General features: G+C 61.1%; 13 protein-coding genes. 7 read left to right on the top strand and 6 right to left on the bottom strand.

All coding sequences use genetic code 11. The features are described from left to right. Positions 1-103: 103 nt before the first annotated feature. From ACK41V_RS00705 to bioB, 4 genes are all read left to right on the top strand, one after another. Positions 104-2,152, top strand: coding sequence for an acetyl-CoA carboxylase biotin carboxylase subunit (locus ACK41V_RS00705; RefSeq protein WP_409776366.1), 2,049 nt, complete (start codon positions 104-106; stop codon positions 2,150-2,152). Then, positions 2,149-3,006: a YdcF family protein gene (locus tag ACK41V_RS00700; protein ID WP_409776363.1), complete on the top strand. Its 858-nt coding sequence runs from the start codon at positions 2,149-2,151 to the stop codon at positions 3,004-3,006. Before ACK41V_RS00705 ends, ACK41V_RS00700 begins: the two co-directional genes overlap by 4 nt. A gap of 89 nt (positions 3,007-3,095) precedes the next feature. After that, complete coding sequence (locus tag ACK41V_RS00695) at positions 3,096-3,566, top strand: VOC family protein (protein ID WP_409776360.1); 471 nt, start codon at positions 3,096-3,098, stop codon at positions 3,564-3,566. 500 nt (positions 3,567-4,066) lie between these two features. Beyond that, entirely contained in the window at positions 4,067-5,128 is a 1,062-nt protein-coding gene (bioB, locus tag ACK41V_RS00690) for a biotin synthase BioB (RefSeq protein WP_409776357.1), read from the top strand. 88 nt (positions 5,129-5,216) lie between these two features. On the opposite strand, the gene ACK41V_RS00685 is transcribed toward bioB, so the two are convergent. The 6 genes from ACK41V_RS00685 to ACK41V_RS00660 all read right to left on the bottom strand — a co-directional run bounded on the left by ACK41V_RS00685 (position 5,217) and on the right by ACK41V_RS00660 (position 12,254). Further along, complete coding sequence (locus ACK41V_RS00685; RefSeq protein WP_409776354.1) at positions 5,217-6,125, bottom strand: response regulator; 909 nt, start codon at positions 6,123-6,125, stop codon at positions 5,217-5,219. Between the two features lie 11 nt (positions 6,126-6,136). Next, positions 6,137-7,321 carry a two-component system response regulator gene (locus ACK41V_RS00680; protein WP_409776352.1) on the bottom strand — a complete coding sequence of 395 codons (1,185 nt, stop codon included), beginning with the start codon at positions 7,319-7,321 and terminating at the stop codon, positions 6,137-6,139. Then, positions 7,318-10,368 carry a response regulator gene (locus ACK41V_RS00675; RefSeq protein ID WP_409776349.1) on the bottom strand — a complete coding sequence of 1,017 codons (3,051 nt, stop codon included), beginning with the start codon at positions 10,366-10,368 and terminating at the stop codon, positions 7,318-7,320. Before ACK41V_RS00675 ends, ACK41V_RS00680 begins: the two co-directional genes overlap by 4 nt. A gap of 30 nt (positions 10,369-10,398) precedes the next feature. Further along, positions 10,399-10,935 carry a molybdopterin-dependent oxidoreductase gene (locus ACK41V_RS00670; protein ID WP_409776346.1) on the bottom strand — a complete coding sequence of 179 codons (537 nt, stop codon included), beginning with the start codon at positions 10,933-10,935 and terminating at the stop codon, positions 10,399-10,401. Between the two features lie 135 nt (positions 10,936-11,070). Then, a complete protein-coding gene (locus ACK41V_RS00665; RefSeq protein ID WP_409776343.1) occupies positions 11,071-11,262 on the bottom strand; it encodes a DUF2892 domain-containing protein in 192 nt (63 codons plus the stop codon). Positions 11,263-11,393: 131 nt separating this feature from the next. Next, positions 11,394-12,254 (bottom strand): MBL fold metallo-hydrolase, encoded by an 861-nt coding sequence (locus tag ACK41V_RS00660; protein WP_409776340.1) that lies wholly within the window; start codon positions 12,252-12,254, stop codon positions 11,394-11,396. Between the two features lie 100 nt (positions 12,255-12,354). Between ACK41V_RS00660 and ACK41V_RS00655 the strand changes: the two genes are divergently transcribed. The 3 genes from ACK41V_RS00655 to ACK41V_RS00645 are packed head-to-tail and all read left to right on the top strand — an operon-like array spanning position 12,355 to position 13,594. Further along, complete coding sequence (locus tag ACK41V_RS00655; protein WP_409776337.1) at positions 12,355-12,690, top strand: ArsR/SmtB family transcription factor; 336 nt, start codon at positions 12,355-12,357, stop codon at positions 12,688-12,690. Next, entirely contained in the window at positions 12,684-13,115 is a 432-nt protein-coding gene (locus ACK41V_RS00650; protein ID WP_409776334.1) for a YeeE/YedE family protein, read from the top strand. The genes ACK41V_RS00655 and ACK41V_RS00650 overlap by 7 nt, the downstream gene beginning before the upstream one ends. Before the next feature lie 29 nt (positions 13,116-13,144). Next, complete coding sequence (locus ACK41V_RS00645) at positions 13,145-13,594, top strand: YeeE/YedE family protein (protein ID WP_409776331.1); 450 nt, start codon at positions 13,145-13,147, stop codon at positions 13,592-13,594. The last annotated feature ends 4 nt before the right edge of the window (positions 13,595-13,598 follow it).

Raw genomic sequence — 13,598 nt, 5'->3', positions numbered from 1 at the left:
TGCTACTGCCTGCGGTCCGGCGCCTAGCCCCAACCGCTTCGCTGGGCTGTGCCAGCACCTAACCCAATACGTTTCGGGTAAGAGCCCTTGAAAGAGACACAACATGTTTACCAAAATCCTGATTGCGAACCGCGGCGAGATTGCTTGCCGAGTCATCGCCACCGCTAAAAAGATGGGTATCGCCACCGTCGCCGTCTATTCCGACGCCGACAAGGAAGCCCGCCACGTCAAGCTGGCTGACGAGGCCGTCAACATCGGCCCCGCACCCAGCCGCGAGAGTTATCTGCAAGCCGAAAAAATCATTGCCGCCTGCAAGCAGACCGGCGCGCAGGCCGTGCACCCTGGCTATGGCTTTTTGAGTGAAAACGAAGCCTTCGCCAAGCGCTGCGAAGACGAGGGCATTGCCTTCATCGGCCCCAAGGCGTTTTCGATTGCCGCCATGGGCGACAAGATCGCGTCCAAGAAGCTGGCCAACGAGGCCAAGGTCAACACCATCCCTGGCTACAACGACGCCATTGCAGGTCCCGAGCAGGCGGTGGAGATCGCCAAGGGCATCGGCTACCCCGTGATGATCAAGGCCTCGGCCGGTGGCGGTGGCAAGGGCCTGCGTGTGGCGTTCAACGACAAGGAAGCCTTCGAGGGCTTTACCAGCTGCCAGAACGAAGCGCGCAACAGCTTTGGCGACGACCGCATCTTCATCGAGAAGTTTGTGCAGGAGCCGCGCCACATCGAGATCCAGGTGCTGGGCGACAGCCATGGCAACGTGATCTACCTGAATGAGCGCGAGTGCTCCATCCAGCGCCGCCACCAGAAGGTGATCGAAGAGGCGCCATCGCCCTTCATCACCGACGCCACGCGCAAGGCCATGGGCGAGCAGGCGGTGCAACTGGCCAAGGCCGTGAAGTACCAGAGCGCCGGCACGGTGGAGTTCGTGGTCGGCAAGGACCAGGATTTCTACTTCCTGGAGATGAACACCCGCCTGCAGGTGGAGCACCCGGTGACGGAGTGCATCACCGGCCTGGACCTGGTGGAGCTGATGATCCGCGTGGCCGCTGGCGAGCCGCTGCCGCTGACCCAGGCCGACGTGAAGCGCGACGGCTGGGCCATCGAGTGCCGCATCAACGCCGAAGACCCGTTCCGCAACTTTTTGCCGTCCACCGGCCGTCTGGTGCGTTTTCAGCCGCCGGAAGAATCGATGTTCCAGTCCGATACGACCAAAAAATTGGGCGTGCGGGTGGACACGGGCGTGTACGAGGGCGGCGAGATCCCCATGTACTACGACTCGATGATCGCCAAGCTCATCGTGCACGGCACCGACCGCAACGATGCGATTGCCAAGATGCGCGCGGCACTCAACGGCTTTGTGATCCGTGGCATCAGCAGCAACATCCCGTTCCAGGCCGCGCTGCTGGCGCATCCCAAGTTCGTGACGGGGGACTTCAACACCGGCTTTATTGCCGAGAACTACGGCAAGGGCTTCCACGCGGAAGACGTGCCGCACGCCGATCCGCTGTTTCTGGTGGCGCTGGCCGCCTTTATGAACCGCCGCTACCGCGCACGCGCCTCGGGCATCAGTGGCCAGCTGGCCGGGCACGAGGTGAAGGTGGGCGAGCAGTTTGTGGTGGTCACGCTGGGCGCCGAGGGGCAGAACCAGCACCACGAGGTGACGGTGTCTGATTTTGAAGACAAATCGGGCTCTAGCGCAGTATCTGTAAGCGGTACCAGCTATCAGATCAGTAGCAACGCCACTTTGGGGCAGATTCGCGTGCAGGGCGCGTGCAACGGCCAAGGCTTTACCGCCCAGGTGGAGCGCGGCGTGGGCAAGAACCCGCTGGCGCTGCGCATTGCGCACAACGGCACGCAGATTGACGCGCTGGTGCTGTCGCCGCTGGGCGCGCGGCTGCACAAGCTGATGCCGTTCAAGGCGCCGCCGGATCTGTCCAAGTTCTTGCTCTCGCCCATGCCCGGCCTGCTGGTCGATGTGGCGGTGCAGCCCGGGCAGAAGGTGCAGGCGGGTGAAAAGCTGGCGGTGATTGAGGCGATGAAGATGGAAAACATCCTCTTTGCCGCGCAGGACGGCGTGGTGGGCAAGGTGCTGGCGGGCAAGGGTGAGTCGCTGGCGGTGGACCAGGTGATTCTGGAGTTCGCTTGATCCAGGCAACGTCGTCGGCGGTCACGGCGGGCGCACGTCCGACTCAACCGCCAGCGGTTGCCAAGCCCGCTTGGCCATGGGGGCGCGTTGCCAGCGTGCTGGTGGGCGGCCTGCTGCTGGCAGATGCCTTGGTCTTGATGGGCCAGGGCTTTTTCATGGTCGGCGTGACCGTGCCGGGTGTGTTGGGGTTGGCGCTGGGTGCGCTGGGATTTCGTTGGCACAGCGTGCGAACCTGGCTGCAGGGCCAACGCTGGGGCACCGTGGTTTGGCGCGGCGGCTGGCTGCTGCTGGCAGCGTGGGTCGTGAGCGTGGCCGTGTTCTGGGCCTGGCTGGCGCAACAAGTACGGGCCTTTGAAGGCGCTGCCACCGCCGCGCCCGTGCAAGCCATTGTGGTGTTGGGCAGCGGCACGCCCAACGGGCAACCATCCCCGGCGCTGCGCGCGCGGCTGGCCAAGGCGCGCGAATTGGCGGCTACCCATGCGCAGGCTTGGGTCGTGGTCTCGGGCGGTGTGGACTTTGGTGAAACGCTGAGCGAAGGGCAGGTGATGGGCAATTACCTGCGCGAGCAAGGCATAGCCCCGGCGCGCATCCTGCAAGAAGAACGCAGCACCAGCACCGAGTTGAACCTGCAATACAGCCTGCCTTTGTTGCAACAACAGGGGCTGGGTTTGAACGCTGCCGTGGCCGTGGTGACCAGCGACTTCCACACGGTGCGCGCCCAGCGCATCGCTCGCAAGATCGGCTACACGCAGGTCGTTCCCGTGCCTGCGCCGACACCGCTTTACATCCGCTACAACGCCTGGCTGCGCGAGTATTTCGCCATGGTCAGCAGCTGGGCGCTGCAAGAGGTGTGAGCGCCGCGTTGGCAAAAATTTCAAGCCAAATTGGCCTCTGGCGCTTATCCAATAAGCGCTGATAGCTATCAAATCAGGAGTAAAAAGACATGACTGCCAGCACCCGCCCGTTCAAAGTCCTGGGCATCCAGCAAGTCGCCATTGGTGGCACCGACAAGCAGCGCATGAAAACCCTGTGGGTGGACATGCTGGGCCTGACACAGACCGGCACGTTTCAGAGCGAGCGTGAAAACGTCGACGAAGACATCCTGGCCATGGGCAAGGGCGCCTTCAAGGTCGAGGTGGACATCATGCAGCCGCTCGACATCGACAAAAAGCCCGCGGTGCACACCACGCCGCTCAACCACATCGGCCTGTGGATTGACGACCTGCCCACGGCGGTCGAATGGCTGGCGGCCAAGGGCGTCCGTTTTGCGCCGGGTGGAATCCGCAAGGGGGCTGCGGGGTACGACATTACGTTTTTGCACCCCAAGAGCAATGACGAATTTCCAGTTGCGGGGGAGGGGGTGTTGATTGAACTGGTGCAGGCGCCGCCGGATGTGATTGCTGCGCTGAGCTGAGCTGACCACAAAACCGGGCGTGCTCGGCATCTTCAGCGTGAGGCTCCGCTGACCCTCGGGCCCATGGCAGGCTTAAACCTTGAGCAACGGCTTGTATTGGCACGCAAACGAGCCCTGTTCAAGGCCCCAACTGCACGCATCTCCGCGCCCTGCGAATTGACGTTGTACATGGATTGACCGCAGTTGCGCGCTGATGGCGCTGGGTAGAAATGCCCGTTTGCAGGTTGCCGCTAAAAGACGGCAATTAGCCCTCAAAAGTGGATATTTTGCGGTGAGTCTGCAGCGTATTTGCCGTGTGTTGTCGCACCATTTTTGTTGGCACTTTTTGTGACCCCACAGTGCACTTTTGCACCTGCTTCCGCTTCAAAATCCGCACACCGTCACTGCGCAACGGTCAAACCTGAAGGGGTCTGAACGGTGCGCGCTGTGTAACTTCTGCCTGATGACTGACTGCTGTGCGCAGCGATGTTCAGGCGGACGCTTTGAAAGAGAACAACACCATGTCTACGTCCACCATGGCCGCTTCGGCCGCACCTCAAACAGTTCAGTTGCACCGCCGCCCCTCACCATCGCCGCAGCCTGCCGCAGATGCGTGGACGGTAGAGGCCATTGAGGCGCTGCTCGACAAACCGCTGATGGATCTGTTGTTCGAAGCCCAAACGGTGCACCGCCAGCACTGGCCCGCGGGAGACATCGAGCTGGCCACCTTGCTGTCCGTCAAAACCGGCGGCTGCCCCGAAAACTGTGGCTACTGCCCGCAGGCCGCCGAGTTTGACACCGGCGTGAAAGCGGACAAGCTGATGGAAGTCCATGAAGTGGTGCGCGCCGCCCAGGCCGCCAAAGACGCGGGCGCCACACGGTTTTGCATGGGTGCCGCATGGCGTGCCCCTAAAGACCGCGACATAGAGAAAGTCAGCGCCCTGATTGGCGCAGTGAAGGGCCTGGGCCTGCAAACCTGCGCCACGCTGGGCATGCTCGAATCGCACCAGGCGCAGGCCTTGAAAGACGCAGGGCTTGACTACTACAACCACAACCTCGATACCGTACCCGAGTACTACACCGATGTTGTCAGCACCCGTGCCTACCAAGACCGGCTGGACACCTTGCAGCATGTGCGCAGCGCGGGCATCAGCGTGTGCTGCGGCGGCATTGTGGGTATGGGCGAGGCGCCCGTACACCGCGCCGGGCTGATTGCGCAACTGGCCAATTTGCAGCCTTACCCGGAATCTGTGCCCATCAACAGCCTGGTGCGCGTGCCCGGCACACCCCTGGCCGACAGCGAACCCATCGACCCCTTCGACTTTGTGCGCATGATCGCCGTGGCCCGCATCACCATGCCTAAGGCACGTGTGCGGCTGTCTGCGGGTCGCCAGCAGTTGGGCGATGCGGTGCAGGCCTTGTGTTTTATGGCAGGGGCCAATTCGATTTTCTATGGAGACAAGCTGTTGGTGACCGGCAACCCCGATGCCGATGCCGATGTGCGTTTGCTGGCCAAGCTGGGACTGAATGGTCACCGCACCACGACCACCACCAAGGATGAGGAGCAGTTGCTCCCTGCTTGAAGCCCGTGCTGAGCACCGTTGTGGAACCCCATCGTCTGCAGGGCGGGGAAAGCTATTGAGTTCAGCCTTTGCGCAGTTGTGCAGTTGCTCACGTGGCGGTGGTTGTGCCTTGTATGCGTAGCAAATCTGCCCGCAGTTGCTGCACTTCGCTGCGCAGTTGCGCGTTTTCACGCAGCAAGTCGAAGTCTTTTTGCAGCTGCTTGCGGTGCTCCACATAGACCATCAGGTTGCTGACGCGCAGCCGCAGCAGGTCTGGGTCGATGGGTTTGAACACGTAGTCAATCGCCCCCAGGCTGAGGCCCTTGTGGCGTGCCGCTTCGTCCGTGACGGCGGTTACAAAGATGATGGGGGTGCATTCCGACGCATGGTGTTCGCGCAACCTGCGCGCCACCTCAAATCCGTCCATGCCAGGCATCATCACGTCGAGCAGGATCACATCGGGCGGCGCGTCGGACTGGCAGATGCTCAGCGCCTTTTCGCCGCTCTGTGCGACTTTGACTTTGAAACGTTCGCGGAACAGTCCTGCCATCAGCTGGAGGTTGTCGGGCGTGTCGTCTACCACCAGCAGGGTGGCGCGGTCAGCATTTCCGTCGTCTGGGGCGGCGGGCTGGGCGATCTCTCTGGTGAGCACACGCTGCATGCGTTCGAGGAGTCGTCGCACCGTAAAAGGTTTGACCAGCAAGTCGCTGATGCCCAGCTGGATGGCCTTGGCAGCAGAGGTGCGGTCAAGCCCGCTCGACATCAAAATGAAGGGAACGCCCGCAAGTCGTGGTTCGGCACGCATGGCCTCCAGCACCTCCAGTCCGTTGTGAACCTGCATGTCCATGTCAGCCACCACCACCTGCACGGGCTCGGACCGCAAGATCTGCAGCGCGCGCAAGCCATCTTTGGCTTGTAGAACCTGGCCAAAACCGACGCTTTCGAGTTGACTGGCCAGCGCCTGGCGCATGGCACCAGCGCCTTCAGCGAGCAATACCGTCGTTTTTGCGGGTTGCATGGGCACTGCCTTTATTCGTCGCGCACGGTCAATTCGATGCGTTCCGTCGGCACATCGGCGGCAAGGCGTTCTATCTGGGCCTGGAGCACCGGCGCACTGTCGGCAAAACGCTGGGCGATGGCCCGAAACTCTTCGGACAGCACCAGAAAGGCGTCCACCATGTCCGGGTCAAAGTGGCTACCCCGGCCGTCCCGAATGATCTCGACAGCCGTTTCGTGGCTAAACGCGGACTTGTAGACACGCTCCGAGATCAGCGCGTCATACACATCCGCCACCGCCATCAGGCGGGCCGACAGCGGAATGGTGTTGCCCATCAGTCCTTCAGGGTAGCCAGAGCCATCCCACTTTTCCTGATGGCTGTAGGTGATCTCCTTGGCGTAGCGAAAAAACGGGTTGTCCAGCATCGCGTCCGTCTCGGCAGCCACGATGGCGTCCCGGCCGAGCGTGGTGTGGGTTTTCATGATCTCGAACTCTTCTGGCGTCAGCTTGCCGGGCTTGAGCAGAATGCGATCTGGAATGCCGACCTTGCCGATGTCGTGCAGGGGGGCGGACTTGAAAATCGTCTCGATGGCGGCATCGGTCAGCTCGTCTTTGAATCGCGGGTGGTCTTGCAGCTTGCGCGCCAGTGCTTCGACATAGTGCTGCGTGCGACGGATGTGGTTGCCGGTCTCGTTGTCACGTGTTTCTGCCAAGGACGCCATGGCGCGGATGGTGGCGTCTTGCAGTTCGGCCAGGGCGCGGGTGCGGTTGGCGATTTCTTGTTCGAGAAAATGGTTGTGGTGCGCCAGATAATCGCGTGCGCGTTTGAGCTGCAGGTGATTGCGCACCCGGGCCATCACGATGGCGGGGTTGATGGGCTTGGTGATGTAGTCGACCGCACCCAGCTCCAGTCCGACGCTCTCGTCATCGGCCGCACTCATGGCGGTCAAAAAAATCACGGGAATGTCTTCGGTGTCCGGGTTGAACTGCAGGCGGCGAAGCACCTCGTAGCCGTCCATCTCCGGCATCATGATATCCAGGAGGATGAGGTCTGGCTTGCTTTCGCCCGCAACGATCTGCAATGCACGCTCGCCGCTGGTGGCCAGTTTGACTTTGTAGTCCGTCCGCAGCAGATCGCTCATCAGCGACAGGTTGTCGGGGGTGTCGTCGACGACCAGCACCGTGCACTTGCCGCTCAATTCCAGTGGATTGTTCATGAACCGGTTCCTCCTTGTTGTGTGTGGTTGACGGTGGCCTGGCGCAGCACGGCCAGCGCTTGCACAAAGTCGTAGTTGTCCAGCGCTCTTTTGATTTCGGGGTGGGCTGTACCCAGCAAAGCTTTCAGAGAGGTCGATGAGTCTCGGAAGAGTTCGATGGCGTCGGAGTCGTCGTCGGCCAGCAGTGCGTCTAGCTGAGCCACCAGCTTTTGCGCGGCCTCTGCGTCTATCGGCTCGCCTTCACGGGGTGTGGCACTGTCTTCTTCGGGCGGCAACGCTTTTTGCAACGCGGCCACCAATGCCTGGCAGGCATCGTCTACCGGTTGCAGCAGTGGTTCCAGCGCTTGGGGCGTGGCGTTGTGCCCGATGGCGTGCTCAACCGCCTGGGCCAGATCGGCCAACGGGCCTGCGCCAATGGTGCCCGCGGTGCCTTTCAGCGTGTGCATGGCCCGCAAAGCATCGTCCCGCTGGCCGGCCAGGAGCGCAGTGCGGGTGTTTTGCACCGCATGTGCCTGCCCTTCAACGAATTTGCGCAGCATGCTCTTGTAGGCGGCGTGCTTGCCCAGCACGCGCTTGAGGCCAGCGGTTGCGTTCAGTCCTTCGATGTTGCGCAGCGCCTCGTCTAGTGCAAGGGAATTCGCGGCCTCGGTTTGCACCTCTGCCACGGCCCCTTGCTCTGGTGCTGTGTGGTGCGGTGTGTAGTGCGGTGTGATCCATTGCAGGAGGCTGGCAAACAGTTCGTCCGGGTCGATGGGTTTGGCCAGGTGGCCGTTCATACCCGCTTCGAGGCACCGGTCTCGGTCGCTGGTCATGGCGTTGGCGGTCATGGCCAGCACGGGCAGGTTGGCCCACGCGGGGTTTTCTCGCAGTCGGCGTGTAGCGGTCAACCCATCCATCACAGGCATCTGCATGTCCATCAGTACCAAGTCGTAGCTCGCACGGGCCAACATGTCCAGCGCGATCTGGCCGTTGTCGGCCACCTCCACCACCAGTCCCGCGCCGGTCAGCAGTTCGGCGCCCACTTGTTGGTTGAGGTCGTTGTCGTCCACCAGAAGCACCCGTGCGCCGCGAACCGCCGACATGTCCAGCGCCGTGCCTTTGCGTGGTGGGTGTTGCGCATCGGCCAAAGGGGCGGCGCCCCCGAGCGCACGCATGGCGGTGTCAAACAACTGCGAAGGACTCACGGGCTTGGTCAGCATCAGTGCGATGCCCGCGCGGCTGAGTTCTTTGAAGACATCTTCGCGTCCATGCGCCGTGACCAGAACGGGGCAGGGCGGGCGTGGCAGCAGCGCGAGCTGGCGGTAGGTCTCAAACCCATCCATGCCCGGCATCTTCCAGTCAAGAAACGCGATGTCAAAGGGGCGCCCTGTTGCATCCGCCTCCTTTGCACAAGCGATAGCGGCTTCGCCAGAGCTGGCCGTGACCACGTCGAAACTCATGCTGCCCAGCAGCCCGGCAAGAATTTGCCGGGCCTGTTCACTGTCGTCCACCACCAGCATGCGGCGGCCTCGCAGGTCAGGCTCGGGCAACAGTGCGCGCTGCTTGGTGAGACCCAGCCCCAGGTCCAGACGCGCCGTAAACCAGAACGTACTTCCTTGGCCCGGGGCGCTCTCAACACCCACATCGCCCCCCATCAGTCCTGCCAGTTTCTTGGAGATGGCCAGGCCCAGCCCCGTGCCACCATACTTGCGGGTCGTTGAGGTGTCGGCCTGCTCAAAGGATCGGAACAGACGGGATTGTTGCTCTTGGGTCAGGCCGATTCCGGTGTCGTGGACTTCAAAGCGCATGAGAACGCCGCCAGCATCGCGCGCTGCCTCCAGCACGCGGATGACAATCTCTCCCTCGTCGGTGAACTTGACCGCGTTGTTGCCGTAATTGACCAGAATCTGCCCCAGGCGCAAGGGGTCTCCGCGCAGGTCGTCGGGCAGTGCGGGGTCCACGTCGAACATCAGTTCCAACCCCTTGCTGTAGCATTTCTGACCGATGAGGTTGGCTACGTTGTCGAGCACGCTGCGCAGCTCGAAATCGACCACCTCGACTTCGAGCTTGCCTGCCTCGATCTTGCTGAAATCGAGAATGTCATTGATCAGCCCTAGCAGGTGTTGGCCTGACCGCTGGATTTTCTCGACGTAGTCGCGCTGGCGGGGCGTGAGGTCAGTGCCTAAGGCGAGATGGCTCATGCCAATCACCGCGTTCATGGGTGTGCGGATCTCATGGCTCATGTTGGCCAGAAAGTCCGACTTCATTTGGGAAGCGTCTTCGGCCTTGGCCCGCGCAATCTCCAGCTCTTCCTCATGTTCGCGCAGCGCCACGTTGAGCGTCTGTAGTTCTGCGGTGCGCTGCGCTACGCGGGCCTCCAGCGCCTCTTCGTTGCGTTTGAGGGCTTCGACCAGTTCGGCCTGGGCTGCCAAGGCCAGTGATTTGGCCTTTTCTCGTTTGAGAAACTGCCGTGCCATGGCAAAAGCCAGCAAAAACGTGAGCACGGCCTGAAAGGCGGTGAGGCCGGTGGTGAGCAGGGTCTGGTGCTTGACCTCCGCATTGCGTGAATCGCCCAAAAGAGCAGAAACGCGAGAGGCATTCAGCGAAAGCTCTTGCACCGTGTCACGCAAGGTGTCGAGTTCAGCGCGCAACATGCCCATGTACTTCTGGCTGGAAGCGGTGTCGACGCTCTGCCCAAAGTACATGTCGCCTGCGGCCACAAACTTTTGCAACGCGGCCAGCGCTTTTCCGTAAATGGCCTCCTCTTGCATGAGCGTGCGCGCTGTGCCGCTTTCCAGCGCACTGAACCGGCTCAGAAAAAGGTCGTAGCGCAGTTCCAGTCGGTCCATCGGCAGGCTGGCAGGGTCCAGCGTGAACTGGTGCAACGCATGGTCCAGCTTTTCGTACTCGACATTGAGCTGCAGAAATGACCAAAGCGCGTTGACATCGCCCCGGCGCATGACCGCTTCGACGCTGCGGTATTGGTGGTATTGAACCGCTGCAATGGCAACGTAGGCCACCACCAGGCCCGCAATGATCAGTCGCAGAAGGTGTTTGCTGCGCAGCATGCGTCAAGAGGTCCGTGCGGCTTGAATGCGTTACTTGATTCGCAGCACGTTGAGCTGCCAGGCTGCACGGTTGTAATACAGCTCGGTGCGCAACTCGGCCTTGGTGTCAAAAGGAAACACGATAAAAAGCGGTCCCTTCTCGCGCACGGGCATGGGCCGGTTGTTCATCAGCCGGGCCACGATCACGTCGTGTCGGGTGGCATCGTCAAAAGGGATTTCGGTCTTGTAGTCGTTCAGCGCCACCGCCGTGATCTTGGTGCCTTTGGCGCCTACTGCCGCCAGCACGTCGCGCAGAAGGGGGCCCGTGAAAGTCACGGCATCGGGGTACCAGGGTGTCTTGGTCGAGAAGCTGTGTTGTGGCAGCTTCTCGAGCATCTTCATGTCGAACTGCGCCTGCGGGCCGTTGTTGGTCTGGCTGATCGTGCCTTCCACGGTCAGGATCACCCGCCCCGCAGGCTTTTCAAGGGCAAACGCAGCGGGCGCTGTCAGTGATAGCACACAGACAATGATTTTGCCCATACACCGCGCAAACCAATGCGCTATCGAATACCTGGCGATTGCGAACATGTCGACCTCCCCTTGAATGCAACAGTCTGATGGACGGTTGATCAAAATGTAAACTGATTTTTACCAACCGGTGGCTATTTCAGTTTGGGAGGTGTTGCCGCGCAGCGCCTATCGAGGCGATGTCTGCCGTTGCATCTACCTGTTCATGGGGCAGGTGTTGATGCCAAGCAGCGTATAGGCCGGGCAAAAACGAAAGAGGCCAGTGGCCAAGGGCACTACGCCCAGCCAGCCCCACCACCCCACGGTGTTGGTGGCAGCCAGGGCGATGAGCACCAAGCCCGCTGCGATGCGGGCTACCCGGTCCAGAGTTCCTACGTTGATCTTCATGGTGTTTCCTTTGGGTGACAACGGCCCCCGGGACGAGGGCCTGTTCTTGCACAGATGGCCGAGAGCCTCTTCATGGATGTCCCTGGTCTGATGAAGCCGGGGTGCAGGCGCGATGGGCCGAATCAAGGGTGTCACAACGCGTTGACGGGGATCTTGAGATAGGTCACGCCGTTGGCTTCAGCGGGGGGCAACTCGCCCGCGCGGATGTTGATCTGCACCGAGGGCAGGATCAGCACGGGCATTTCCAGCGTGGCGTCGCGCCGCGTGCGCAGCTCCACAAAAGCGTTTTCTGTGACGCCCTCGTGCACGTGGATGTTGTGGGCTCGCTGGTCCGCTACCGTGCTTTGCCACGTGGCGTCGCGCCCGGAGGGCGGGTAGTCATGGCACATGAAAAGGCGTGTTTGCGCGGGCAAACTCAGCAGCTTGCGCACCGACTGGTACAAGGTATGCGCGTTGCCACCGGGGAAATCGCAGCGGGCTGTCCCCACATCGGGCATGAACAGCGTGTCGCCTACAAAAACAGCATCTTCGACTTGGTAGGCCATGCAGGCCGGGGTATGGCCTGGCACCGCGAGCGCCTTGGCGGTCAATGCACCAATCTGGAACACCTCATCGTCGTGCAGCAATTGGTCGAACTGGCTGCCGTCCGGGCGGAATTCTGGCTCCAGGTGGAAGACGCCTTTGAACACGTCTTGCACCTCTGTGATGGCTGCGCCAATGGCAATCTTGCCTCCGAGCTTTTTGCGCAGGTAGTGCGCGGCAGACAGGTGATCTGCATGTGCATGCGTCTCCAGAATCCACTGCACGGTCAAATTCCGGCCTTGAACAAATTCCACGAGGCGCTCGGCAGAGCGCGTACTGGTACGGCCGGATTTGGGGTCGTAGTCAAGCACCGAGTCCACAAGGGCGCAATGGCCGCCAGGCTGGTCAAAGACTACGTAACTCACGGTCCAGGTGGCATCGTCAAAGAAGGCTTGTATCTGAGGCTTCATGGTGGGCTCCGTGTTTCGATTTCAGTTCTTATAGTTTATTGACGGATATATTGTTAGTCAATAGAATATGAATAACGAAATTGAAAAGGAGTGCATCCCTATGCTCACCGATACCGCCATCGACCTTGAAAGCCTGCGCCGTTCGGCAGACAGCGCGTGCCGCCTGATGAAGGTTTTATCCAACCCTGATCGCCTGCTATTGCTGTGCCAACTCAGTCAGGGCGAAAAGAGGGTGGGGGAGCTGGAGGAACTGGTCGGCATCTCTCAACCTACCTTGTCCCAACAACTGGGTGTGCTGCGCGAGGAAGGTTTGGTCAACACGCGTCGCGACGGCAAGAACATCTATTACGAAATCGCCAGCCCGCAGGCGATGGCCGTGATGAACGTGTTGTTTGAGCAGTTTTGTGGCCCGGCCAAGGAGACTCCCCCATGCTGATTGACTGGAACCATTTCACGCCTTGGGCTGCTTTGGCAGGGGGCGTTCTGCTGGGCCTGGCGTCGGCAGCGTTTGTTCTTTTCAATGGCCGCATTCTGGGCATCAGTGGCATCGTGGGTGGACTGCTGCGTCCCCGCGCAGGCGATGTGGGCTGGCGTGTGGCGTTTGTGCTGGGCATGCTGGCGGCCCCGGCGCTTTATTGGATGGTTGCGGGGCCGACGCAACCACGTATCGATGCGGGTTGGGGAATGGTGGTTGCAGCGGGCCTGTTGGTAGGTGTTGGAACGCGCTATGGCTCGGGCTGTACCAGTGGACACGGGGTGTGCGGGCTGTCGCGCATGTCGCCTCGTTCATTGATTGCCACGTTGGCCTTCATGGGGGCCGGATTCATCACGGTGTTTCTCATGCGCCATGCACTCGCCTGACCGGCACCCCACTTCATCGGAGCACTGTTTTGAAACATCGAATCTCGGAATTTTTGGTCGGCCTAGTGTTTGGCCTGGGCCTCATCGTGTCTGGCATGACGGACCCCGGCAAGGTATTGGGTTTTCTGGACCTCGCCGGTTTGTGGGACCCATCCCTGGCGTTTGTGATGGGAGGCGCCATCGCAGTTGGTGTGTTTGCGTTTGCCGTTGCGCGAAAGCGCACCACGAGTTTTTTGGGTGGTGGCATGCATTTGCCAACCTCCAGTGATATTGATCGTCGCCTGGTCATTGGCAGTCTGGTCTTTGGGGCAGGCTGGGGACTTGCGGGCTTTTGTCCAGGCCCGGCCATTGTGTCCGCGGGCGCCGGTCAGCCCAAGGCCATCGTGTTTGTCGTGGCGATGCTGGTTGGCATGTGGCTGTTTGAAGTGGCCGAACGCCGTGCCCGCATCAGCTCATCCAACAACGCGGGAGCGCACTGAAATG

It is taken from the genome of Acidovorax sp., from assembly GCF_046291265.1.
Lineage (GTDB): Bacteria > Pseudomonadota > Gammaproteobacteria > Burkholderiales > Burkholderiaceae_C > Acidovorax.
The sequence above is the reverse complement of the archived record's forward strand: the minus strand, read 5'-3'. Positions and strand labels throughout refer to the sequence as shown.